Here is a 24,721-nt window from a genome sequence, read left to right as displayed (position 1 = left end):
TTAAGTTATAATACCGTACGTTATACCAACCAGTATGGTTATTTAAATTTTCAGAATTTACTAATTTGAAGTCTCATTTCTCAATCTGCCGGGTTAAGTAATTGAAAAGTGTTATTTTTTATTTACCACAGTACTTGAAGCTTGATCCACGCTCATAACTACAAGATCGGCTATATTCACATGGTAAGGTCTGGTAACGACAAAATGAATAATATCTGCTATATCTTGAGCTTGCAGTGGCTTAAATCCTTTATAAACATTTGATGCTCTTTCTGAGTCACCTTTAAAGCGAACTTCACTAAATTCAGTCTCCACCATTCCTGGATGCACAGCACCCACGCGAATATTATAGCCGTTTAAGTCGATACGCATTCCTTGATTTATTGCATCTACTGCATGTTTGCTAGCGCAATACACATTTCCTTTAGGATAAACCTCTTTAGCGGCAGTAGAACCTATATTAATAATATGACCGCTATTTTGAGCGATCATTTTTGTAATGATCATATTACTTACATATAACAAACCTTTTACGTTTATATCAATCATAGCGTCCCAATCCTCTGTTGTGCCATCTTGAATGGTATCTAGGCCGTGTGCATTACCAGCATTATTAATTAATATATCTATTTGCTGAAAAGAGTCAGGCAACCCGGAAATGGCATCTGCTACAGCAGCTTTATCACGCACATCAAAAGATAAAGTATGTACGTTTACATACTGTTTCAATTCTTCACCTAATTCTTGAAGTCTTTCCTCTCTGCGCCCACAAAGAATAAGGTTAATATTATTTGCCGCAAAGTGTCTTGCTGTTGCTGCGCCAATACCGCTTGTTGCACCGGTTATCAAAGCTGTTTTAGTTGACATGTTTCTGTAATTAATGTGTTATAAAATTGGTGATTCATACGTTTAAATGCTACTAAAAATCTATTAATCTTAGATTCATTTATGCGTAGCTTTAGAAAACCATTTTGATTACAATCTAAAGATCATTTATATTTGAGGTGCAATCAAAAAAGGATTGCATTTTTTTTGCAACATACTATGTAAAAAGCCGTCTCTATTAATACCCTTATCAAAGATGTATAAGCCTTTAAAATAAAGGGTTTTAACGATAGCTTAACAAAATCATTAGCAATAAAAATTAACCTTGTAGGCCTTAGAGTCATATAAAAATAGCATACAAATTATGGAAAACACCACTGCATCTGTAGATATAGGAGCGCTTAATGAAAAGATAGAAAGAGAAAGTGCATTTGTCAAAATTCTTACGATAGAAATGAATAAAGTGATCGTAGGACAAAAGCACATGATAGAGCGTTTGCTTATAGGTCTTTTAGGTCGCGGTCATATTTTGCTAGAAGGGGTTCCTGGTCTAGCAAAAACATTGGCAATTAATACGTTGTCGCAAGCAGTACACGGAAGCTTTAGCCGTATTCAGTTTACTCCAGATTTACTTCCGGCAGATGTTGTAGGTACTTTAATCTACAATATGAAACTGAATGATTTCAGTATAAAAAAAGGTCCAATCTTCGCAAATTTCGTACTTGCAGATGAGATAAACCGTGCTCCTGCAAAAGTACAAAGTGCCCTGCTTGAAGCGATGCAAGAAAAGCAAGTAACCATAGGTGATGAGACTTTTAAACTCGATGCCCCATTTCTGGTTATGGCAACACAAAACCCGGTTGAGCAAGAAGGTACCTATCCACTTCCTGAAGCTCAGGTAGACCGTTTTATGCTTAAAACTGTTATTGATTATCCTAAGATCGAAGATGAGCAGTTGATCATACGTCAAAATCTAAAAGGATCTTACGAGAAAGTAAATCCCGTAGTGACTATTGAGCAAATATTACGCGCTCAAGAAGCCGTGCGCGAGGTTTATATGGATGAGAAAATTGAAAAGTATATACTTGATATTGTATTTGCTACACGATATCCTGAAAATTATAATCTAGCGGAATTAAAGCCTCTAATAAGCTTTGGGTCTTCTCCTCGTGGTAGTATTAATCTAGCTACTGCTGCAAAATGTTATGCATTTATAAAAGGGCGTGGGTATGTGATACCAGAAGATGTACGCGCAGTTATACATGATGTATTGCGTCATCGTATAGGTATTACATATGAGGCTGAGGCAGAAAATGTAACTACAGAAGAAATCATTAATAAAATCGTTAATGAGATCGAAGTGCCATAGGCGCATTTATGATCTATGAATTAATGACACTGTGATTTGCTTTTGTAAAGCATAAAAAATTTTAAATCAATCGACTTTGAGTAAGATTTATAAATTACCAACGTATAATAGTTCCTTTGCAGGATAGAGGCTTATGGATACTAAAGAGCTTTTAAAGAAAGTACGTAAAATTGAGATCAAGACCAGAAGGTTATCTGATCACATTTTTGGTGGTGAATATCATTCCACTTTTAAAGGTCGGGGAATGACTTTTAGCGAGGTGCGCCAGTATCAATTTGGTGATGATGTGCGTAATATTGATTGGAATGTTACTGCGCGCTATAGTGAGCCTTATGTAAAAGTTTTTGAAGAAGAGCGCGAGTTGACAATGATGCTCGTTGCAGATGTGAGTGGTTCAGAATTTTTTGGTACAGATCAACAATTTAAATCTGAAATAGTTACTGAAATAGCTGCGACGCTAGCTTTTTCTGCGATGCAAAATAATGACAAAATAGGATTGATATTGTTTTCAGATGGTATTGAACTTTATATTCCGCCTAAAAAAGGGAAGTCCCATGTGTTACGTATAATTCGTGAATTGCTAGAGTTTAAGCCTAAGAGTAAACAGACAGATGTTGCTCAAGCATTAAAATTCCTTTCAAGTGTTATGAAGAAAAAAGCTATCGTATTTGTGCTTTCAGATTTTATAGCAGATGGGTACAGAGATACGATGAAAATTGCAGCAAAGCGTCACGATATCACGGGAATACGCATTTATGATGAACGGGAAGAAGAAATTCCTAGTCTGGGAGTTGTTCAAATGGAAGATGAAGAAACCGGTGAGTTACTTTTAGTGAATACGACCTCTAAAACGGTACGTGCAAATTATTCTGCCTATTATAAAGAACGAGTTGCTTATTATAAAGAGAGCTTTACACGAAGTGGTGCCGGTGTAATTGACGTGCGTACAGACGAGAGTTATGTCAAAAAATTATTAGGTTATTTTAAACGAAGAGGATAAGAGAATAATGAGTAATAACCCCAATACATCCCTAGTTACTCCAAGGAGAATTATGGTAAGGAAATTAATTTTTCTTTTGCCGTTTATTCTGTTTTTTGGAGCATTACAAGCGCAACAGGTAAAAGCATCTATAGATAGTTCTACAATACGTATAGGTGAACAGATTACCTATGCATTTCAAGTTGAAGCTGATGCTAAAGATTTAGTCATATTTCCCGAAGGACAAACTTTTTCTCCGTTAGAAGTTATTGAATCTTATAAGATAGATACTTCATTTTCTGGAGCAAAAATGAATCTTATCAAGCGATATGGCCTTACCCAATTTGATAGCGGATCCTACACAATCCCCAGACAGCTTGTAACAATTAATCAGCAGCCATTTTATACAGACTCTATTGCTGTTGAGGTTAATAATGTGGAAGTAGATACCACAGAACAAAGTCTTTACGACATTAAGGATATTGTTGTTGTTGAGCCTGCCAGCAGCAAAGTATGGAACTATTTACTGTATTTTCTCCTAGTAGCTTTAATAATTGGCGCATTCCTTTACTTTATTATACGTAGAAATCGCAAAAAAGCAGAAGCTGAGCGTAAACTTCCGCCATTTGAGCAAGCATTGTTCTCGTTAAAAAAACTAGATGAGGAATATAAAGAGCCATCACGAGGTATAGATCAACATATAGTTACAAAAGCTTATTATTCAAAACTTACTGAAATAATAAGACGATATCTTGATGAAGAAGTGTATGACCGTTCTATGGAAAGTACTTCGGCAGAATTAATCGAGAAATTATTACAAGAAAAGCAACAAGGTAAAATAGATTTAAGCAAGGAAACCATCCTTAAATTAGATCAAATTTTAAAGCGTGCAGATCTTAGCAAATTTGCTCGAATGTCACCAGGAACAGGACAGACTGAAGCAGACCGTATTGTCGCTGAAGAGATTGTAAAAGAGACTAAAGAGGCTATCCCGGCACCATCAGAAGAGGAACTTATGCGTGACGCAGCCTATAGAGAAGCCCTGGCAAAACGTAGAAAACGCAGACTCATCATAACAAGCATTGTAGGTATTTTTACAATAGTTATTTTGGCTACCGGAGTTCTTGTCGCTGTAAAGGGGTTTGATTTTGTTAAGGATAATTTTATAGGGCATCCTTCTAAAGATCTGTTAGAAGGAGAATGGGTACGTAGTGAATACGGTTACCCTCCTGTAATTATAAGCACTCCGCGTATATTAGAACGTAATGAGATTCCTATTCCAGACTCCTTGCGCACGCAGATGGATATGAGCACTTTTACCTACGGAAGCTTAATTGACCAATTTTATATTGTGGTAAATAATACCAAATATGGAGGAGATCAAGAAGCCGACTTAGAAAAGGCAACGCAAGGTTTTATAAGTACTTTAGAAGCGAGCGGTGCTAAAAATCTTCTTGTAAAAAGTGAAGAATATACAACCCCTGAAGGTACAAAGGGACTTCGCGTTTATGGATCTGGTGATTTTCCGGATGCTTTAAATTCAGACAAATACAGTCCGGGAGCATATGAGATGATATTGTTTACTGCTCCGGGAGTATTGCAACAGATATTGGTAGCTTGGCGAGATGAAGATAAATATGCAGTAGAAATGGCGTCACGCATTATAAATTCTGTAGAATTACAAAAAACCGTACCTACCGATGTTAAGTAATTTTGAATTTCAAAATCCTGAGTTTTTCTGGGTACTGTTAATAATTCCTGTATTAGCGGTTTGGTACTTTTATAAGCGTAATAAGATAACAGCTCAGGTTAAAATCTCAAGTCTCAAAGGTTTTAAAACAGGCAGTGGCTTGTTAGCCAGACTGCGACCTATTCTTTTTGTTTTGCGTCTGCTGGCAATTGCATTTATAATAACCGCATTGGCACGACCACGCACAGTAGATGTTTCTACACGTACAAAAACCACTCGAGGTATAGATATTGCGATTGCGATAGATGTCTCTGCTAGTATGCTGGCAAAAGATTTAAAGCCTAATCGTCTAGAGGCGCTTAAAAATGTTGCGGCAGAATTTATTAGACAACGCCCTAATGATCGTATAGGCTTAATTGAATATGCAGGAGAAAGTTATACCCGTACACCTATCACAAGTGATAAAAGCATTGTTTTGAGTTCGTTAAACGATATACGCTATAACAGTATTATTGAAGGAGGTACGGCCATAGGGATGGGGCTTGCTACGTCGGTTAATAGGTTGAAAGATAGTAAAGCGATAAGTAAAGTCATAATACTTATGACAGACGGTGTAAACAATGGAGGTTTTATCGAGCCCGTAACCGCTAGTGAACTGGCTCAAGAATTTGGTATAAAAGTTTATACCATAGGCTTAGGAACTAATGGAACTGCACTTTCACCGGTTGCATTACGACCAGATGGTAGTTTTCAATACGGCAATATTCCGGTGGAAATTGATGAAGGCTTGCTAAAAGAAATCGCAGAAAAAACGGGCGGACTTTACTTTAGAGCGACAGATAATGAGTCTTTAGAAGAGATTTACGACGAGATAAATAAACTTGAAAAAACAGATGTTGAAGAATTTAAGTATACAAATTACGAAGAGATGTTTCGTCCGCTTATTCTTTTAGCCGGTTTACTTCTACTCATTGAAGTATTGCTTAGAAATACAATTTTTAGAAGTTTTATTTAGATTAATATAAATAGTAATAACAGTAATAGATAGCTTGTGTATTTACTAGAAGAAAAAATATGGTTTTGGGCATTGCTTATTATACCTGCGTTGGTAGTTCTTTATTTTGCGGTCACTTTATGGAAACGAAGCGCACAAAAACGATTTGCAGCAAATAGAACTTTATTTAGTCAGTTGACACCTAATCGTTCTGTTTTTAAGCCGGTATTTAAGTTGGTGGTTTTGTGTCTTGCCTTTGCGTGTCTAGTTATCGCTCTTGTGAACCCAAAAATTGGTACTAAACTAGAAACGGTCAAGAGAGAAGGAGTAGATGTAGTTTTTGCGGTAGATGTATCAAAAAGTATGGATGCTGAAGATATAGCTCCCAGCCGAATTGATAAAGCAAAGCAACTCGTTTCTCAGGTCATAAACAACCTAGGTAGTGATCGCGTGGGTATTATTGCGTATGCAGGAAGTGCTTATCCACAACTGCCAATTACTACAGATTATAGTAGTGCAAAGATGTTTTTAAACTCGATGAATACAGATATGTTATCGAGTCAGGGAACAGCTATTAAAGATGCTATTGAGCTCGCAAAAACCTACTATAATGATGAAGAACAAACTAATCGGGTTCTTGTAATTATTTCTGATGGTGAAGATCACGAGGGTGATGTAGCTTCAATTGCAGAATCTGCCGAAGAAGTAGGTATACGTATTTTTACGATAGGCGTAGGTACAGAAGCCGGAGAGCGAATACCTTTAAAGCGTAACGGTGTGGTACAGTCTTATAAAAAGGATCAAAATGGAGAAACCGTTATTACCAAGTTAGATCCGGCTATTTTACAAGAAATTGCGGCTTCAGCAAATGGAGAATATATAAATGGTAATAGTACCCAAGAGGTTGTTGACAAAATGAGTACTGCTTTGAATCAAATGGATAAAAAACAATTTGAAGCTAAGCAGTTTGCAGACTTTAAAGATCAATTTCAGTGGTTTTTAGGTGCGGCATTATTGTTGCTTATTTTAGATGTTTTCTTACTGGAACGAAAAACAAGTTGGGTACGAAAGCTTAATTTATTTAATGAGAATACACCTAAGTCTTAAAAGATTGATGATGATGAGTAATAGGTTTTTAAGTAGAATAGTGAGTTTAGGAATAGTTATATTCCTTAGCATAACATCTGTTTTCGCGCAAAGCGATAAGCCAGATCCTGCTATTTTAGAAGCGCAGGACTTTGTTGCAGATGGTAATGAGAAATTTGTCTCTAAAGAGTTTACTGCGGCAGAATCATCGTATAGAAAAGCAGTAGCTAAAGATCCTGCAAACGTATCTGCTAAATATAATATGGGTAATAACTACTACCGAAATAAAAAGTATGCAGAAGGGATGACCCGATATATACAGGCGACAGAAGTAGCTCAGACAAAATCTGAAAAACATCAGGCGTTCCACAATTTAGGAAATGCTTTTTATCAGCAAAAAGATTATAAAAAGGCGGTTGAAGCCTATAAAAACGCGTTGCGTAACGATCCTACAGATGATGAAACACGTTACAATCTGGCTCTTGCAAAAAAAGAGGAAGAAAAGAACGGCGGCGGCGGTGGTGGCGACGATAAAGATGATAATAAGGATAAAGGCGACGAGAATAAAGACAAGGACGGTGATGGTGATGAAAAAGAAGGAGATGATGGTAAGCCTAAAGATTCTGATGATCAGGGAGATAAGAAAGATAAGGGCGATGAAAATAAAGATGAAAAAGGGAAGCCCGAAGATAAAGACGGTGATAAGCCTAAAGATGGCAAAGACGGTGATAAACCTAAAGAACAGCCACAACCCCAACCTGGTCAAGGTCAACTATCTCCTCAGCAGGTTAAAAGTCTGTTAGAAGCTATGAAAAATGAGGAGAATAAGGTTCAAGATAAAATTAATGCACAAAAAGTAAAAGGGGCTAAAGTTAAAACGGATAAAGACTGGTAATCTTTCAGTATTTAAAAACGAATAATAGAGTCTTAATAGATAAAGCAGAAGTTAAAATGAAGATGAAGCTAAAATTTTTGCTGATAATTTTCTTTGCAAGCTTTACTGCATGGTCTCAAGTAAAATTTGATGCCGTTGTAAGTAAAGAGACACTAGGTGTTAATGAACGCTTACGTGTAGATTTTGAAATGAATGAAGACGGAGACAACTTTAGACCTCCCAGTTTTCAAGGTTTTGTTGTGGTAGGTGGTCCTAATCAATCGATAAGTAAACAGTGGATAAATGGTAAATCGAGTTTCTCAAAAACTTTTTCCTATTTTTTACAGCCTAAAGCCACGGGAAAATTACAAATAGGTGCTGCCGAAATTGAAATTAACAATACGGTTTATAAGACGCTGCCTATAGAAATTACAGTAACAGGAGCGGTTGATCTTGATAGGGACCCTAATGATCCCGTTAATGCAGCTGCAGATAATGTGCATCTCGTTGCTGAAGTTTCTAAAACAAATCCGTATTTAAACGAAGCAATAACTGTAGTTTATAAATTGTATGTTTCTCGTGAAACAGCTGTAAGTGGCTGGAATGAAATAGAAGCTCCTAAATTTGCTGATTTCTGGAGTCAGAGTATTGATGATAAGCAATTTAAAGTATATGATGGATCGTATAATGGCAAGCCTTATAGGTATGTAATACTAAGACGTACTTTATTATATCCTCAAAAAACAGGAGAGCTTGATATAGAATCACTATCGCTTAATATTAATGTAGAAGCACCTACAAATAGGCGAGATATCTTCGGGATGCGTATTACAAGACCAGCTCAGATTACCGTTACTGCTCCTAACAAAAAAATTAAGGTTAAAGAATTACCAGAAGCAGGAAAACCGGAGAATTTTACCGGAGCTGTGGGCAAATTTGACTTTAGTGTACAGGCAAGCAAGACTAAGCTAGATGCTCAAGATGCATTAGATTTGACACTTACTGCAAAGGGTAACGGAAATTTAAAACTCTTTAATCTTCCGAAGCCAACATTGCCTGGTTCTTTAGAAGTTTACGAACCAGAAAACTTACAGGATGTAAGTGTCTCTTTAGCGGGTATGACGGGTAAAAATGAAGAGCGTTATACAATTGTGCCACAACGTAAAGGAGCATACCCTATACCGCCTATACGTTTTTCTTATTTTGATCCTACAACAGAACGATATAATACGATAAGTAGTGATGAGATTGTTATTACCGTCGAGAATGGTCCAGATGCTTTGGCAACCAATGACAGCACTAATAACGGAACTCAAAAACCGGTTAGTCAATTTAAGTATATTAAGTCTCAGGCAGATTTAGTTGCTCAAAACGAAGATGAGTTTTTTGGCAGTAAGTTATTTTGGGGATTATTAGTAACACCTTTACTACTTATTCCTTTAGCAATTCTGTTTGGACGCAAGCGTGAAGCTTATCAAAATGATGTGAAAGGAAATAGATTGCGTAAAGCAGATAAGCTAGCTCGTAAATATTTAAGCGAAGCTAAAAATAACCTTGGTAATCAAAAAGCGTTTTACTTAGCTTTAGAAAAGTCATTACATAATTTCTTAAAAGCTCGTTTAAACATACAGACGAGTGATATGAGTAAAGAGCGCATAAGTAGATTGCTTCAAGAGCGTGGAGTAACAGTAACCACTACTGCAGAATTTCTAAAGTTACTTGAAAGCTGTGAGTTTGCACGCTATACACCGGCTAGTAGTGTAGCTATGCAACAAGATTATGAAAATGCAAGTCGTGTAATTTCTGAAATTGATAAACAGTTATGAAAATGCAGCGTTTAAAATATAAATATCAGACAATAGTATTAGGTTGTTTGTTTGGGTTCATGCTGGTGCAAAATGCTTTTTCTCAGAGTCCGGAGCAATTTTTTGAAGCCGGAAATTCAGAATATGCTAAGAATAATTTTGAAGCGGCAATAGTGAATTATGAGAATGTTTTAGAATCTGGATATTCATCTGCAGCAGTGTACTATAATTTAGGAAACGCAAATTATAAGCTTAATCGCATTGCACCTAGTGTTTATAATTATGAAAAAGCACTTCTCCTAAAGCCAAATGATGCAGAGATTAAAAATAATCTGCAGTTTGCTCAGAATATGACTATTGATGCAATCACCCCATTGCCGCAAAATACCTTTAAGAAATGGTATAATCAGATTCTTGGTATTTTTACAATAGATGGATGGGCTACCGCTACAATCGTTTTGGTATTTTTATTTACATTAAGTTTTGTTCTGTATTTCTTCAATAAAGGAGTAGGCAGTAAAAGAATATTTTTCACAGTTGCTTTAGTATCTATTTTTCTAGCATTATTAAGCCTAACACTCACTTTTCAGGCAAAATCTAATGAGGCCAATAGAGAGTATGCTATTATATTTTCGGTAGAAACAGAACTCAAAAGTGAGCCTAACAATAGCAGCGAACAGATACTTGTTCTCCATGAAGGAACAAAAGTACGTGTTCTGGAAGAACAAGATGATTGGCGGCTGGTGCGACTTGCAGATGGCAAAGAAGGCTGGTTACCTAAAGTAGAAATAAAGATTCTTTAGATTTAATATTTAATTATCTCAAGTATTGAAAGGGTTTATTATTTTTACAAACTTTTAAGAATTTAAATTATAGGTATTGCGAGTTAAGTCTTTCTTCTTTCTTGTTCTTTTTGCGACATTTTTAGTCACACCTATAATCGTGTCTTTAATTCAGGATAATGAGAAAACATTAGTTATCTCCATGACCGAAGAAGAAAAGAGCACAAATAACGCATATGAATTTGAAAAAGATGTCAAGATTAGTATTGGCTCTTTTGCATTTAGTTTATTGCGATTTGAAGATAATGAGGTGTCTAATTATGAGTATAATAATAAAGCTCATATAGTTTACATCGATCTTTTATATCCTCCCCCTAAGTTTATCTAACTTCCCTATAATCATTCGAAAATATATAACCTTTATACATCGTGTATAGAGGGTATATGCTATTACATAAAATTTAAAACTTCTAAATAATGATAACTTCAGCAATAAATAAAGAGATTCAAGATGGCTTGACTCCAGACTCAGTACTTAAAGATCTTATCCAAGGTAATGAGCGATTTGTAAATAAAGAAATGCATCAACGAGACTTTAGCGCTCAAATAAAGGATACTACTGGAGGACAATGGCCTAAAGCAGTAATATTAGGATGTATAGATTCTAGAGTACCTGTAGAGATGGTTTTTGACCAGGGATTGGGTGATATATTCGTATCACGCGTAGCTGGTAACTTTGAGAATGCAGATATGCTGGGAAGTATGGAGTATTCTTGTAAGGTTGCAGGTAGTAAACTTGTAATGGTTTTAGGTCACGAGGCGTGTGGTGCAGTAAAAGCTGCTTGTGATGATGTAAAATTAGGAAACATCACACACTTGCTAAGTAATATTAAACCTGCTGTAGAAGCTACAAAAACTGATGGTGAGCGCAATTCAAAAAATGATGCGTTTGTTGCAGGTGTAGTTGAAAACAATGTAAAACTTACTATAGATCGCATACGCGAAAAGAGTGAAGTTTTAAAAGAGATGGAGGATGCCGGCGAAATTAAAATTGTAGGTGGTGTTTATTCTATAACAAGCGGTAAAGTAACATTAATCTAATAAGTCACCAACATGTTTAAAAATTTAAAAAACGATTTTCCGGCAAGTGTCGTGGTGTTCTTTGTGGCGCTACCTTTATGTTTAGGTATTGCGCTGGCGAGTGGCGCTCCGTTATTTTCTGGATTAATTGCAGGAATTGTAGGAGGTATAGTAGTAGGAGGACTTAGTGGTTCTAGCTTGGGTGTAAGTGGTCCTGCAGCAGGATTGTCTGCGATCGTTTTAGTCGCTATTTCTACCTTAGGAGGATATGAAAACCTACTTGTAGCAGTAGTTCTGGGAGGGGCAATTCAATTATTATTTGGAGTCCTTAAAGCTGGAATAATAGGTTATTATTTTCCTTCTTCAGTAATAAAAGGAATGCTTACCGGTATCGGTATTATAATAATTCTAAAACAAATCCCTCACTTTTTTGGATACGATTCTGATCCCGAAGGTGATTGGGCATTTTTTCAAGTAGATGGTAAAAATACATTTACTGAGATAGGTCAAATATTTGATAGTATAAGTCCGGGAGCGACTGTAATTGCATTTGTTGCAATGTTTATTCTTATTCTGTGGGATGCCGTTCTTAGTAAAAAAGGTAAAATCTTCAAGTTGGTACAAGGTCCTCTTGTAGCAGTTGTATTAGGTATTTTATACTTTGTATTTACACAGGATTCTGAAACTTGGGGTATCTCTAGCGATCACCTAGTTAAGGTTCCGGTTCCTGATGATTTTGAATCATTCATAGGGCAATTTACTTTCCCTAATTTTAGTGTGATAACCCAACCACAAATTTGGATTACAGCGTTTACAATAGCTCTGGTAGCTAGTTTAGAAACATTATTATGTGTTGAAGCAACAGATAAATTAGATCCTAAAAAACGTACTACTCCTACAAATAGAGAATTATTTGCTCAAGGAGCAGGTAATATAATATCGGGTATGATAGGTGGATTACCGGTTACTCAAGTAATTGTACGTAGTTCTGCAAATATTCAGTCTGGTGGACAAACAAAAATGTCTGCAATTATTCACGGTTTTCTGTTGTTGATTTCAGTGATTTTAGTTCCTAATGTACTTAACTTAATACCTTTATCTGTACTTGCTGCAGTATTATTTTTAGTAGGTTATAAACTTGCTAAGCCATCTACTTTTAAGCGTATGTGGGTTTTAGGTTGGAAACAATTTATTCCTTTTATAATTACAGTTTTAGGAATTGTATTTGCAGATTTACTTGTGGGTATAAGCCTGGGATTAGCTGTAGGTATCGTGGTTATTCTTATTAAAAACTACCAAAATTCACACTTCCTTCATATTGTAAGAGAAGAAGAAACTGGTCTTGATGTTGTAAAAATGAGATTAGCAGAAGAGGTGACTTTTATAAATAAAGGAGCGATCTTAAAGGAATTAAATAATCTACATGAAAATTCATACTTAGAAATAGACGTACGTAAAACACGCTATTTAGATCAGGATATTATTGAAATACTAGATGATTTTAGCTTTAGAGCTAAAGATAAAAACATCAATGTTAAGATAATTTCAGAGCGCGGAAATATTGAAAACCCGAGTAGCTATGAACAATTCTTTAATCAGGAAAAGAAAGACAAGTTTAAGGTGTCTGCCTAATTGATTAATAGAATTTTATATATACTAAAAGCGCCGGCAAATTACCGGCGCTTTTTTATTTTATAACATTTATGAAGCTTGATTTTGGTCTTGATCGTATTCTTGATTTTCAGAATTTTCAAGCTTTAGCTTATTTACCTGTTTTAGAATATTAGGTAAAACAAGAGGAGCAATAGGCTCAACAGTTTTAAAGAGCACAGATTTTTCTCGTGTTTGAGGATCTATTACGGTAAAAGTTAGTGCTGATGTAAACATGATTATTACGCTAAGTATAAATGCAACTTTAAGAAGTCCAAACATACCACCCAAGATTCGGTTTACAATTCCCAACATAATTAGGGAAGCTAATTTTGTAAGTAAACGCCCTGCCAGGCTTATAATAAGTACAATAACAATAAAAGTTACTGCAAATGCTAACAGATTGATGCTTTGATCACTCCAGGTTACTTTATCGTCTAGATAAGCTACAGCGTAATAGGAGAAATTCACTGCTCCATAAATGCCTATAACCAAAGCTACTATAGAAGCAAGCTCGATTAGAAGTCCGTTTTTAATGCCTTTATAAAGACCTAGAAGTAGGAATATTCCAAGAATAATATCAAGATAGTTCATACGTTAAAGATACTATTTTTAAGAACCTTGTTAAGTATATTTGCGGCTATGGCAAGAGACGAACAACTTAAAGAACGCTGGGATCAAATTGTAACTAAACTCTCGGCTCGATTTGCAGATGGAGATACTTTAGATCTGGATGCAATTATATATTTAATAGGAGTACAAGAATTAGGACAACCAGGAAAGCGATTTAAGAAAGATGACAAACTAGATTTAATGCATATTGCGATATGCAGACTTCTAGAGCCTTTTGGGTATTATAAATTTGATTATCAAGATGCAGATGGCTGGCCGCATTATGAAGTCATAGATCAATTACCTACGCTTAAAGCCGGAGAACAATCTTTACTTATGAAAGAAGCAATTGTGCAGTACTTTCTAGAGAAAGAATTGATTAATTAATTGGGAAACAATACTATGCTTCTAGCGCTTGTACAAGAGTTATTTCCCAATGATACTGGGCCTATTTATAAAGAAACTATCGCAGGTAGATTTCCTGTGGAGCCTTTTAATACATATAGTAATCTCATTTTTTTATTCATTGTAGTTTACTTTGGAATCCGTATTTATAAGGAGCCAAAAAATCAATGGTTTTTGATGATTACTATACCATTCATTTTTATAGGCTACATAGGTGGCACCTTGTATCATGGGTTGCGTAATTCTGAAGCTTGGTTGCTTATAGATTGGGTGCCTATTAGAGGCTTAAGCTTTGCAGCAATATTATACTTTGTTTTTAAATGGAAAGATACCTGGAGAAAGCGCTTGATATTTATAACAGCTATAGGAATAGCCTTTGTAGGACTTCGGTATTTACCGGTTAATGAAAATTTAGAGCATAATCTAGGTTATCTAATTAGCGCGCTTACTATTCTTATCCCTATTATTGGTTATTTAGCAAAAACCAAATGGCGTAATGCGAGACCGGCTATCATCGCATTCATCATATTTGGAGTTGCAGTAGCATTTAGAGTACTTGATACTAGGCTTGATTTTGAAATTTTCTGGATGGGAACCCACTGGTTATGGCACCTTTTTGGGGGTACAGCAGTATTCTTCATTCTACTATATATTTTTAGAGACAATAAAGCGCAAGCCGCCTATATTTCTTAAATTTGTGCCTTCCTAATTTAAAGGAATTATGTTAGAAAAAATAAAAGAACTTATTGCAGAAGCCGAAGCTTTTACAACTACTTCACTTGAAGAAACTGAAGCATTCAGAATTAAATTTCTAGGGAAGAAAGGGCTGTTTAATACGTATTTTTCAGAATTTAAGAATATACCTAATGAGCAGAAGAAAGAATTTGGGCAAACTATAAACACCCTTAAAACGGTTGTACAAGATAAGGTAGATGCGTTAAAAGCAAGTCTTGAGGTAGCTGATGATACAGGTAGTTATGGAGACCTTACCAGACCGGGTGAGCCTGTAAATCTTGGTTCGCGCCATCCTATATCTATTGTAAAGAATCAAATTATAGATATTTTCTCCCGCATAGGTTTTGATGTTTCTGAAGGACCAGAGATTGAGGATGACTGGCATAATTTTACAGCATTAAATTTACCAGAATATCACCCTGCACGAGATATGCAGGATACTTTTTTTATTCAGACAAACCCTGATGTGCTGCTGCGCACGCACACGTCTTCGGTACAAGTACGCTATATGGAGGCAAACAAGCCGCCTATACGTACAATTTCACCGGGAAGAGTTTATCGTAACGAAGCGATTTCTGCACGTTCACATTGCTTCTTTCATCAGGTAGAAGGTTTATATATTGACAAAGACGTTTCTTTTGCAGATTTAAAGCAAACCCTTCAGCATTTTACTACAGAAATGTTTGGGAAAAGCAAAATACGCCTTAGGCCTTCTTACTTTCCATTTACCGAGCCTAGTGCAGAGGTAGATGTATATTGGGGTCTGGAGACAGAAACCGACTATAAAATGACCAAAGGTACAGGTTGGTTAGAAATAATGGGCTGTGGTATGGTAGATCCTAACGTTCTTACAAACTGTGGGATTGATCCTAAAGAATATAGTGGTTTTGCATTCGGGATGGGTATAGATCGTATAGCCTTATTGCTGCATCAAATATCTGATATACGCTTGCTTAGCGAAAATGACTTACGCTTTCTTAATCAATTTAAGAGCGCACTTTAAAAAATTAGTACTCTTATTCTTAATATAAAATAGTTGCTATGAAAAAGTATCTTGTAATTGCGGTTCTTCTTATTGCGCTGGGCGCAGTAGCTTATTTGACTTTTGTCATAGCAGCTATTAAAATTATGATAGGGAGTATTTTCTTAGGGATAATGGCTATTGCGCTACTAGCCTTATGGATAATGTGGAAAGTGAACGACTAGTATGCGTAAGGATATTGAAATACCTCAGGTTGCGGGAGTTTACGTAGCTGCCGTTAAAGATTTTAATGTAGAGCATCGCACACACGACTGGAATGCATATCTAATAAATGATACTGAAGATACTCTAGAAATGATAATGATTGTTTCTAAAGGCTACAGTGAGGATAAAGTCACCAGCCAAATGCGTCATAAATTAGATGAATTGCCAGCTAAAGGGTACGCAAAGGTCGAATTTATTGAGGATAGTGTACTGGCGCTTACAAATGAGTTTGCAGTCACTTATTTTCTAAACGGAAAACTTTTTGAAAAGAATTATGTATTTGATGCAGGTGTAATTACTGATGCAAATACAGAGCCGCTACCTTCTATGTTGCAAGAAGGTGTTTTGGCTAAGTAATCTAATCTACTTTTTCAGTAAGCTTTATAAATGTCTTCTTAGGGTCTTTACCTTTATATAGGATGTCATAAACGGCATTAATGATAGGCGTTTTAGCACCTAGTTTCTCATTGATTTTATAAGCACTTTCTGCTGCGTAATATCCTTCAGCAACCATACTCATTTCCATTTGTGCACTTTTTACAGTATACCCTTTGCCTATCATATTCCCAAACATTCTATTGCGACTAAATACAGAATATCCTGTTACTAATAGATCGCCCAGATAGGCCGAATCATTAATGTTTCGTTTCATTTTGTGAACCTTTTTGATAAATTTTTTCATCTCTCGGATCGCATTACTCATTAATACACTTTGAAAATTATCTCCATAACCCAGACCGTGCGCAATTCCCGCGGCAATAGCATAAATATTTTTAAGCATAGCTGCATACTCGGTACCTATAGTATCGTCACTTATAGTAGTTTTTATATAGTCGCTGCTTAAATGCTTTGCTACTATCTTAGCGTGCTCTTCATCTGCACAAGCAATAGTAAGATATGACAAGCGCTCTAAAGCAACTTCTTCTGCATGGCAAGGTCCAGTAATCACACCTATATTTTCAAAAGGGATATCGTATTTATCATGAAAATGTGAGCCTACGATTTGCCCCGTTTCTGGTACAATACCTTTAATTGCCGAAAAAACAATTTTATTGTCAAAGCTAGCCGTAACCCGCTCTAGCTCTTTACCTACAAATGCAGAAGGAATAGCAAAAATTAAATAATCTGCGTATTCAATTATCTCATTAATATCGTTACTAAGTTTAAGTTGAGAGGGGTTAAATTCTACAGCACTTAAATAATTAGGATTATGCTGCTCTTTTTTAATATGCTCCAGCGCATAGTTACTGCGCATATACCAGCCTACTTCTTCTAGGTTTTCTGATAACATTTTTACAATTGCAGTTGCCCAGCTTCCACCTCCTAAAACTCCAAATTTCAAGCTCATAATCGTTTTTTTTACTACCTCAAAAATACTGAATTTCTAAACTACCTAAAACCTTGAAAACCACCCCGATCATTTTTGGCACAGCCTTTGAATATCCATAATTATAATTCACAAGCAAGACGTCTCCGCTAGAATTCAGAAGCATCTAGTTTTAGATAAACTGTATGCTAACATTAATTAAATCGTATTATTATGAGAACTATAAAATTACTCAGCGGATTTGCACTTATAATTTCAGTATTTACATCTTGTTATACAGATACATTTATTGAAGATGAAGTGATTACAGGACCTTCTATAAGTCTTGATGAAGCTCTTAGTGCATACGAACTTTGGTATGTAGATATTAATTTGACTAAGGGGAATGCGGGAATTCCATTTATGGACAAAGCATTTACACTTTCATTTATTAATGGTGATGTACGGGCAAATAATAATTTGGCAGGAATAGGAGATCAAGGGAATGGTTTTGGTATTAATGTGGGTTACTATGATCTTTTTGATTACGATTTAGATATAAGTCACGATATAGATGGATTCTATTCTTTTGAGGTTACTCTTTTGTCGGGAGGTAGACTGGAACTGTATAATAGAACTACACGTACTTCTTACTTTTTAAAGGGATATCAGCGTAACACGTTTGATTACGATCGCATTTTCTACGATAATATACATTTCTTCTTACAAGAATATGCGGTCTGGGAAAAAATCTATACAAGCCCTCAAGGGTTACAAAATGAATTTGATGCTGAAAACTTTTTACGTTTTCTACCGGTATCCAATAGTGGAAATTTTGAAAGTTCGCAAGACATTAGAGGTTCTTCCATAAACACGATTTACTGGGATTATACAGGAATATATGAGGTGAGAGATGTCGTGAATAATGCATATTTAAAGACATTGACATTAGATTACGATTATTTCCAAAACGAATTTTTTGAGCTGTCTATAATAGATGATTCTACAATTGCGTTATATCAACCTTCTACGGGAAGTGATTATCGTTTTAGAGGTAAAGGATATATTACCTACAAGACAGCTTCAGAAGGTAAAAGCAGAATTGAACAGACTTTAATTGAAAAAAATGGTAGTCAGTTAAGTCTCTAAAATATTAGATGGTTTTTTGGTTGGTTAGTTGAAAATCGCTTTAGGATTAAGTTCTTAGAGCGATTTTTGTTGAAAAAGATTATAGAATCTCAAGTTGAAATAATGCTTACAAATATTCACATACATTTAAAACGCTCTTATTAAACTCTTAAGAAGCGTTTTTGTAATTTACATTCTTAAACTAACTAATTTTAGAAATAGAAGTTATGGGATTATTTTCATTCATTAAAAATGCTGGTGCTAAACTAGGCATTGGTAAAAGTACAGCGGAAGAGGCTGCAGAGAAAAAAGCGGAAGCTGCTGCTGCAACTGCTGAAGCAAATAAAAAAGCTGCTTCTTCTTTAAAAGAGACTATAGGGGATTTAGGACTTGAAGTTGAGAATCTTGAAGTAACAATAAATGGTGAAGCCGCTGTTGTAAGTGGTAAAGCAAAAGATCAAACTACAAAAGAAAAGGTAGTGCTTGTCGTAGGAAATGTTGAAGGTATCGCGCAAGTTGATGATAGACTAGAAGTTGAACATAAAGAGCCTGAGGCGCAGTTTCATACTGTAGAATCTGGTGACACTCTAAGTAAAATCGCTAAGAAATTTTATGGTAATGCAATGAAGTATCCTGTAATTTTTGAAGCAAATAAACCTATGCTTAAAGATCCAGACAAGATTTATCCTGGGCAAATGCTGCGTATTCCTAATCTTGATTAAAGGATTATTCTCAAAAAAAAAGAGCCATTTACGAAAGTAAATGGCTCTTTTTTTATCTATAAAAATTCATTTTATCAATATACTCCCACACGGGATAAGATAAAAGTGGTCTGCAGTTCTTTCCTTCTTGTATTGCTTTTCTAATAAAAGTAGATGAAATCTCAACTACAGGAGCATCAATAACTTTTATGTTCTTATGATCTTTAAGGGAGTTCGTTGAGGTAATTTCAGAAATACGTGGATAAACATAAATCTGATGGTTTTCTAAAATTACTTCGTAGTTTTTCCACTTGTGAAGAGTTTTTAAATTGTCTTCACCCATTATTAAGCTAAACTCGTACTGTGGATATTTCTCTTTAAGATGTGCAAGCGTATTTGTTGTGTAATTAGGTTGCGGCAAATTAAATTCAATTGTGCTGGGCTCAATCTTAGGGTAATCTTCAAGAGCTTCTAATAAGAGTTGGTATCTATGATTATTATCTAGAAGACTGCTCTTTTTTTTGAATGGATTATGCGGTGTAAGTACCATCCAAACTTTATCTAGATCGCTATATTCTGCGAAGTGATTTGCGATTATAAGATGACCTATGTGAATAGGATTAAATGTCCCGAAATACAGCCCTATTTTCATAGAATCTAATTCTTCTTTACAAAGTTTGTAACCAGCTCATATGCTTCTATTAAAGCAACATCAAGATCGTTATTTTCGATAATATGATCAAATTGTGGGGCGGTAGCTAGCTCGATACTTGCTTTTGCCACGCGCATATTAATACGATCTTCACTTTCGGTTTTGCGCTTTTTTAATCTAATTTTCAACTCTTCGATGCTAGGAGGTTTTACAAATACGGCAAGTGTGCGTTCTGGATATAATTTCTTTATATCTAAACCACCCACTACATCAATATCAAAAATCACATGTTTTCCCAGCTTCCAGATACGTTCTACTTCGCTTTTAAGCGTTCCATAAAAATTATCACGATAAACTTCTTCCCATTCTAAAAACTCATCAGCCTTGATGCGTCTTTTAAATTCTTTTAGTGATAAAAAATAATAATCAACACCATCTTTTTCAGTAGGTCTTGGTTCTCTTGATGCAGCAGAGATACTAAACTCGAGATTTAATTCTTCTTTAGCTAAAAGCCATCTTACAATGGTGGTTTTACCACTTCCGCTAGGTGCAGAAAAAACAATTAATTTGCCTCCTTCAGTCATTTAAAGCACGTTTAAAAGTTGTTCTTTTATTTTTTCTAGTTCGTCTTTCATACGCACTACAACTTGTTGCATAGGAGCGTAATTAGATTTTGAGCCTATGGTGTTAATTTCACGGCCCATTTCCTGGCTTATAAATGCCAGTTTTTTTCCGTTAGAATCTTCAGACTTTAAAGATTTCTGAAAATATTCTAAGTGATTATTTAAGCGTACTTTTTCTTCGGTGATATCGTACTTTTCTAAATAATAGGTAAGTTCCTGTTCAAAACGGTTTTCATCCACATCAGCTTTAAGATCGCTCACAGCTTTAGTAAGACGTTCCCTTACTCCTAGCATACGTTCAGGATCTATGATTTTTACTTCCTCGAGGTAGGTAGAAATATTTGAAATTCGTAATTCAAAATCTTCTTTTAGTACTTTACCTTCGTCAAGTCTGTAATTCTCTATAGCATTAAGAGCACTTTCTAAGCCGGTAAGAATTGTTTGATATTCTTCTTCATCTATCTCGTCGCGTTCTGTTTTAAGTGCGTCAGGAAGTCTAACAGCCATCTTTAACAACTCTATATCATCTGCATCTGGAGTAACTGCGCGCAATTGCTTCATGTACTGTTGCACGACATCTGTGTTTATAGAAGTGCTTGTTTCCTCTCCATTTAGTTCTACATATACGCTAAAATCGATCTTACCACGCTCTAGTTTTTTAGCAACTATATTTCTCAATTCTAATTCTTTCTCTCTGTAGAATGAGGGGATGCGGGCATTAAGATCAAGACTCTTACTGTTAAGAGATTTAATCTCAATGGTTATTTTTTTTGAGGGAAGTTGATTAACAGATTTCCCAAAACCGGTCATAGATTTTATCATGCAAATAATTTAATGGTCAAAGATAGCAAAACTGAATGGTTAACACTCTTAGGGAATTTTATGAATCCACACTAATAGCTCTGCTTTTAATCAAATGTTCGTAATTAAACGGTTAAAAATTGAAGTATATTTTGCTAACAGGAATACTAGACCTTGATTACTGAAAAAGAACGGTTACAACGCTGAGCATTAGTTAATTTATTTCTAATGTAAATAGATATTAAATGTGCTTTTTCTACTTTCGACCTATGATAAATTATATTTTTTCTGCTCTAATCTTTTTGGTTGCATTTGATGGATGCAGTCAGGAAACTAAAGTTGACGAAGTTATTTATACAGCAACTTCACGCGGATTTTACGAAGAGGTACGAGTTACAAATGACAGCTGTATAATTAAAAAGTCAAAAGATACCCTTGTGACAAAAGCGATTACGCTAAATACCAGTCAGAAAAACAATTTAAACAAAATTTTACGTAAAATATCTCTAGAGAAACTTAATAAAATAGCAGCGCCGTCTGAAGCTCATACCTATGATGGTGCAGCAATGGCAACTCTAAAAGTTAAGAAAGGTGATTCACTATTAGAGACGCGAACTTTTGATCACGGTAATCCACCCAAGCAGCTTGTAGATCTCGTTAATCTGATGCTGGGTTTTGAGGGATAGTATGAATAACTATAAACACAAAGAGCTCCTTAGAAGGAGCTCTTTGTGTTTATAAGAATTGGCTTATAGCTTGCGCAGCCAGATATTTCTAAAGCTAACCGGATTTCCGTGATCCTGTAATTTAATCGGTCCTTCGCCGTGTGCTTCATTTTTAGGATTCCCAATGTATTCGGTTGTTCCTTTTATCTCCACATTATCATGTACTAATACACCATTGTGCAATAGGGTTACTGTAGCAGATTTAGTTTTATTTCCGTCTGTATCAAATACTGGTTGGTGGTATATAATATCATACGATTGCCATTCTTTAGTAGGTTTTGTAGCATTTGCAAGTGGGATAGATTGCTTATAAATTGCAGTAGCTTGCCCATTAGAATATGTACGGTTCTCAAAGCTGTTAAGTACTTGTACTTCGTATAATCCTTGTAAAAAGATCCCACTATTACCTCGATCTTGTCCTTCTCCTTCTACAACTTGCGGAGCTTGCCATTCAACGTGCAACTGCATGTCACCAAAAGATTCCTTTGTTTGAATATCTCCCGTACCGCCTACAACAGTCATAGAGCCATCTTTATTTATTTGCCAAGGGGCATTAACAATAGAATCTGTGGCACTTTTCCAGGCATTAAGATTTTCACCATTAAATAAAATAATAGCGTCAGAAGGAACTCCGTTTTCATTAAAAGTTACAACTGCAGGTTCTGGTTCCCAAACTTCAGTTTCTTTAGGATCTGTAATAGGAGCTTCTTCAACGACTGATGTGGTGTCGGTTACGGGTGTGGTTGACTCCTCGTTCTTTTTTTCTTCGGAAGTATTACAAGAAATTAATAAACCTGCAACTAGAGCCGGAAGTACAAATGCTTTTTTAATCATTATATTAAAGTTGTTTAATTTTTATATTTCTGTAAGAAACCTGATTGCCGTGATCTTGTAAAGCAATTTTTCCGGTTTTTACTTTAGCAAATGCTTCCCAATCTGCGAATTTTGATTTTGCAACCATAGCATCCCACTCTTCACCAGACACCGGGAATGTGACAACCTCTTGACCATTCATTACCACACTACCTTTGTTAGTATTATGATCTATTGTTATCTCATAAGTATTCCACTCACCGGCAGATTTAACAACACCTTCTGGAGCTGCAATCATATCATATAATGCACCAGAACGGTGTGTAGTTCCTGCTTTTGCATCTGGGTGGCGTTCATCATCAAGAACTTGTATTTCTGCACCTGTATAATAAGGTTCATTAAATTTTGAATCTTCTTGTACGCCCCATAAAATACCGCTGTTTCCACCTTCTGAAATCTTCCAGTCAAGGCTTAATACAAAACTAGTGTATGTGCTGTCTGTTACAAGATTTTCGGTCCCATCTCTTTTTTCTGCAGGTGTGAATACCAGTGCTTCATCTTCGATTTTCCATTGCGTAGGTTCAGCCCCATTATACACGTGCCAATTGTCGAGGTTGCTACCATCAAAAAGAATAGTCCATTCCTCTTGTGGTTGAGTTTCTTCGGTTTCTGAAACTGCTACAGTTTCATTTTCAGCATTTTTCGTCTGTTCTTTACAAGATGCAAAGAGAGCGATAGCAAGTCCTAAGGATAAAGTGATTTTTTTCATTGTTTTATATTTTAAATACCTAAAATTCGTTTCAGTTTTGCTTCATCTGTTTCCGCGCCAGCAAAATCGTCAAAAGCTTTTTCGGTAGCCTCTATTATGTGACTGGCTATAAATGGAGCACCTTCCCGGGCTCCTTGTTCTGGAGATTTAATACAGCATTCCCATTCCATAACTGCCCAAACATCACAGCTATATTCTGTAAGTTTAGTAAATATGGTTTTAAAATCTATTTGTCCATCTCCTGGAGAGCGATAGCGTCCTGCGCGATCTTTCCAATCGCCATAACCTCCAAAAACACCTTTTTTACCCGTAGGATTAAACTCTGAATCCTTTACGTGAAACATTTTTATGAACTCGTGATAATTGTCTATATACTCGATATAGTCTAATTGCTGAAGTACAAAATGACTAGGATCATATAAAATATTTACACGTTTGTGGTTGCCTGTAGCTTCTCGAAAACGTTCAAAAGTCACTCCGTCGTGAATATCTTCACCAGGGTGTACTTCATAACATACATCTACACCTTGCTCATCAAAAGCATTCAAAATAGGAGTCCAGCGTTCTGCTAGTTCTTTAAATCCTAATTCTACTAATCCCGGAGGGCGCTGTGGCCATGGGTGAAAAGTGTGCCATAACAATGCTCCACTAAATGTACCGTGAACATCAATACCTAAATTTCTACTCGCTTTTGCAGCACTCATTAATTGGTCAACTGCCCACGCCTGACGCTTTTTTGGATTATTTTTAAAACCGTCTGGAGCAAAATTGTCAAACATCTCATCATATGCAGGATGTACAGCAACTAATTGCCCTTGAAGATGTGTACAAAGTTCGGTGATCTCTAGGCCGTAGCTGTTTATTTTGCCTTTAAGCTCATCGCAGTATGTTTTGCTTTCTGCTGCTTTTTTTAGATCGATTAAACGAGTTTCCCAAGTAGGGATCTGAATTCCTTTATAACCTAGATTGCTTGCCCATTTACACAATCCGTCAAGAGAATTGAAGGGTTCTTTATCGTCCATAAACTGAGCGAGAAAAACTGCAGGGCCTTTTATGGTTTTCATTTGGTTG

The 24,721-nt window shown here is 35.8% G+C and carries 28 protein-coding genes; 19 read left to right on the top strand and 9 right to left on the bottom strand.

Annotation, left to right across the window (positions count from 1 at the left end):
- Positions 1–111 precede the first annotated feature (111 nt).
- Positions 112–867, bottom strand: a complete 756-nt coding sequence (locus ABVM53_RS06485; RefSeq protein ID WP_405330579.1) for an SDR family NAD(P)-dependent oxidoreductase — start codon at positions 865–867, stop codon at positions 112–114.
- Positions 868–1,189: 322 nt separating this feature from the next.
- Here ABVM53_RS06485 and ABVM53_RS06480 point away from each other — a divergent pair, with 322 nt between their 5' ends.
- From ABVM53_RS06480 to ABVM53_RS06430, 11 genes are all read left to right on the top strand, one after another.
- Positions 1,190–2,194 (top strand): AAA family ATPase, encoded by a 1,005-nt coding sequence (locus ABVM53_RS06480; protein ID WP_371455571.1) that lies wholly within the window; start codon positions 1,190–1,192, stop codon positions 2,192–2,194.
- A 133-nt stretch (positions 2,195–2,327) separates the two neighbouring features.
- The gene (locus tag ABVM53_RS06475; protein WP_128758075.1) at positions 2,328–3,194 is read left to right on the top strand and encodes a DUF58 domain-containing protein; all 867 of its coding nucleotides are present in this window, start codon (positions 2,328–2,330) and stop codon (positions 3,192–3,194) included.
- A gap of 76 nt (positions 3,195–3,270) precedes the next feature.
- Positions 3,271–4,884 carry a hypothetical protein gene (locus ABVM53_RS06470; RefSeq protein WP_405330577.1) on the top strand — a complete coding sequence of 538 codons (1,614 nt, stop codon included), beginning with the start codon at positions 3,271–3,273 and terminating at the stop codon, positions 4,882–4,884.
- Entirely contained in the window at positions 4,874–5,878 is a 1,005-nt protein-coding gene (locus tag ABVM53_RS06465; RefSeq protein WP_405330576.1) for a vWA domain-containing protein, read from the top strand. Before ABVM53_RS06470 ends, ABVM53_RS06465 begins: the two co-directional genes overlap by 11 nt.
- A gap of 36 nt (positions 5,879–5,914) precedes the next feature.
- Positions 5,915–6,964: a vWA domain-containing protein gene (locus tag ABVM53_RS06460; protein ID WP_405330574.1), complete on the top strand. Its 1,050-nt coding sequence runs from the start codon at positions 5,915–5,917 to the stop codon at positions 6,962–6,964.
- Positions 6,942–7,838 carry a tetratricopeptide repeat protein gene (locus ABVM53_RS06455; RefSeq protein ID WP_405330572.1) on the top strand — a complete coding sequence of 299 codons (897 nt, stop codon included), beginning with the start codon at positions 6,942–6,944 and terminating at the stop codon, positions 7,836–7,838. The genes ABVM53_RS06460 and ABVM53_RS06455 overlap by 23 nt, the downstream gene beginning before the upstream one ends.
- Positions 7,839–7,894: 56 nt before the next feature.
- Positions 7,895–9,643, top strand: coding sequence for a BatD family protein (locus ABVM53_RS06450; RefSeq protein ID WP_405330570.1), 1,749 nt, complete (start codon positions 7,895–7,897; stop codon positions 9,641–9,643).
- Positions 9,644–9,645: 2 nt separating this feature from the next.
- Positions 9,646–10,425, top strand: coding sequence for a tetratricopeptide repeat protein (locus ABVM53_RS06445; protein ID WP_405330568.1), 780 nt, complete (start codon positions 9,646–9,648; stop codon positions 10,423–10,425).
- Positions 10,426–10,501: 76 nt separating this feature from the next.
- On the top strand, positions 10,502–10,792 hold the full coding sequence (locus ABVM53_RS06440) for a hypothetical protein (protein ID WP_371455579.1): 291 nt from the start codon (positions 10,502–10,504) through the stop codon (positions 10,790–10,792).
- A gap of 89 nt (positions 10,793–10,881) precedes the next feature.
- Positions 10,882–11,505, top strand: a complete 624-nt coding sequence (locus tag ABVM53_RS06435; RefSeq protein ID WP_371455580.1) for a carbonic anhydrase family protein — start codon at positions 10,882–10,884, stop codon at positions 11,503–11,505.
- A 12-nt stretch (positions 11,506–11,517) separates the two neighbouring features.
- Complete coding sequence (locus ABVM53_RS06430) at positions 11,518–13,116, top strand: SulP family inorganic anion transporter (protein ID WP_405330566.1); 1,599 nt, start codon at positions 11,518–11,520, stop codon at positions 13,114–13,116.
- Between the two features lie 69 nt (positions 13,117–13,185).
- Here the strand turns inward: ABVM53_RS06430 and ABVM53_RS06425 are convergent, their stop codons facing one another.
- Positions 13,186–13,728, bottom strand: a complete 543-nt coding sequence (locus ABVM53_RS06425; RefSeq protein ID WP_405330564.1) for a CvpA family protein — start codon at positions 13,726–13,728, stop codon at positions 13,186–13,188.
- Positions 13,729–13,776: 48 nt separating this feature from the next.
- Here ABVM53_RS06425 and ABVM53_RS06420 point away from each other — a divergent pair, with 48 nt between their 5' ends.
- From ABVM53_RS06420 to ABVM53_RS06400, 5 genes are read left to right on the top strand one after another with little or no spacing between them, the layout of a single operon-like run.
- Complete coding sequence (locus ABVM53_RS06420; RefSeq protein ID WP_371455584.1) at positions 13,777–14,133, top strand: hypothetical protein; 357 nt, start codon at positions 13,777–13,779, stop codon at positions 14,131–14,133.
- Positions 14,134–14,148: 15 nt separating this feature from the next.
- The gene (locus ABVM53_RS06415; RefSeq protein ID WP_371455585.1) at positions 14,149–14,844 is read left to right on the top strand and encodes a hypothetical protein; all 696 of its coding nucleotides are present in this window, start codon (positions 14,149–14,151) and stop codon (positions 14,842–14,844) included.
- A 28-nt stretch (positions 14,845–14,872) separates the two neighbouring features.
- Positions 14,873–15,889 carry a phenylalanine--tRNA ligase subunit alpha gene (pheS, locus tag ABVM53_RS06410; protein WP_371455586.1) on the top strand — a complete coding sequence of 339 codons (1,017 nt, stop codon included), beginning with the start codon at positions 14,873–14,875 and terminating at the stop codon, positions 15,887–15,889.
- Positions 15,890–15,927: 38 nt separating this feature from the next.
- On the top strand, positions 15,928–16,092 hold the full coding sequence (locus tag ABVM53_RS06405; RefSeq protein WP_371455587.1) for a hypothetical protein: 165 nt from the start codon (positions 15,928–15,930) through the stop codon (positions 16,090–16,092).
- 1 nt (position 16,093) lies between these two features.
- Positions 16,094–16,489 (top strand): hypothetical protein, encoded by a 396-nt coding sequence (locus tag ABVM53_RS06400; RefSeq protein WP_405330561.1) that lies wholly within the window; start codon positions 16,094–16,096, stop codon positions 16,487–16,489.
- Position 16,490: 1 nt separating this feature from the next.
- On the opposite strand, the gene ABVM53_RS06395 is transcribed toward ABVM53_RS06400, so the two are convergent.
- Positions 16,491–17,480, bottom strand: a complete 990-nt coding sequence (locus ABVM53_RS06395) for an NAD(P)H-dependent glycerol-3-phosphate dehydrogenase (protein WP_405330559.1) — start codon at positions 17,478–17,480, stop codon at positions 16,491–16,493.
- Between the two features lie 192 nt (positions 17,481–17,672).
- On the opposite strand from ABVM53_RS06395, the gene ABVM53_RS06390 reads away from it, so the two are divergent.
- Positions 17,673–18,587 (top strand): nicotinic acid mononucleotide adenyltransferase, encoded by a 915-nt coding sequence (locus tag ABVM53_RS06390; RefSeq protein WP_405330557.1) that lies wholly within the window; start codon positions 17,673–17,675, stop codon positions 18,585–18,587.
- 206 nt (positions 18,588–18,793) lie between these two features.
- A complete protein-coding gene (gene lysM / locus ABVM53_RS06385; protein WP_371455591.1) occupies positions 18,794–19,288 on the top strand; it encodes a peptidoglycan-binding protein LysM in 495 nt (164 codons plus the stop codon).
- Positions 19,289–19,340: 52 nt separating this feature from the next.
- Here the strand turns inward: lysM and nadD are convergent, their stop codons facing one another.
- Genes nadD through ABVM53_RS06370 form a run of 3 tightly spaced genes read right to left on the bottom strand, consistent with a single transcriptional unit; the run spans position 19,341 to position 21,364 of the window.
- Positions 19,341–19,919 (bottom strand): nicotinate (nicotinamide) nucleotide adenylyltransferase, encoded by a 579-nt coding sequence (nadD, locus tag ABVM53_RS06380; RefSeq protein WP_405330555.1) that lies wholly within the window; start codon positions 19,917–19,919, stop codon positions 19,341–19,343.
- Positions 19,920–19,924: 5 nt separating this feature from the next.
- Entirely contained in the window at positions 19,925–20,503 is a 579-nt protein-coding gene (gene gmk, locus ABVM53_RS06375; protein WP_128758057.1) for a guanylate kinase, read from the bottom strand.
- Positions 20,504–21,364, bottom strand: a complete 861-nt coding sequence (locus ABVM53_RS06370; RefSeq protein ID WP_405330552.1) for a YicC/YloC family endoribonuclease — start codon at positions 21,362–21,364, stop codon at positions 20,504–20,506.
- Positions 21,365–21,612: 248 nt separating this feature from the next.
- Here ABVM53_RS06370 and ABVM53_RS06365 point away from each other — a divergent pair, with 248 nt between their 5' ends.
- Positions 21,613–22,029 (top strand): hypothetical protein, encoded by a 417-nt coding sequence (locus tag ABVM53_RS06365; RefSeq protein WP_405330550.1) that lies wholly within the window; start codon positions 21,613–21,615, stop codon positions 22,027–22,029.
- Between the two features lie 63 nt (positions 22,030–22,092).
- Here the strand turns inward: ABVM53_RS06365 and ABVM53_RS06360 are convergent, their stop codons facing one another.
- Genes ABVM53_RS06360 through ABVM53_RS06350 form a run of 3 tightly spaced genes read right to left on the bottom strand, consistent with a single transcriptional unit; the run spans position 22,093 to position 24,714 of the window.
- A complete protein-coding gene (locus tag ABVM53_RS06360; protein WP_405330548.1) occupies positions 22,093–22,902 on the bottom strand; it encodes a DUF1080 domain-containing protein in 810 nt (269 codons plus the stop codon).
- A gap of 4 nt (positions 22,903–22,906) precedes the next feature.
- Positions 22,907–23,650, bottom strand: coding sequence for a DUF1080 domain-containing protein (locus ABVM53_RS06355; RefSeq protein ID WP_405330546.1), 744 nt, complete (start codon positions 23,648–23,650; stop codon positions 22,907–22,909).
- 11 nt (positions 23,651–23,661) lie between these two features.
- Positions 23,662–24,714 carry a sugar phosphate isomerase/epimerase family protein gene (locus tag ABVM53_RS06350; protein ID WP_405330544.1) on the bottom strand — a complete coding sequence of 351 codons (1,053 nt, stop codon included), beginning with the start codon at positions 24,712–24,714 and terminating at the stop codon, positions 23,662–23,664.
- Positions 24,715–24,721: the final 7 nt, after the last annotated feature.

Source organism: Leeuwenhoekiella sp. LLG6367-2.1, assembly GCF_045055775.1.
Classification (GTDB): Bacteria; Bacteroidota; Bacteroidia; order Flavobacteriales; family Flavobacteriaceae; genus Leeuwenhoekiella; species Leeuwenhoekiella aequorea.
The sequence above is the reverse complement of the archived record's forward strand: the minus strand, read 5'-3'. Positions and strand labels throughout refer to the sequence as shown.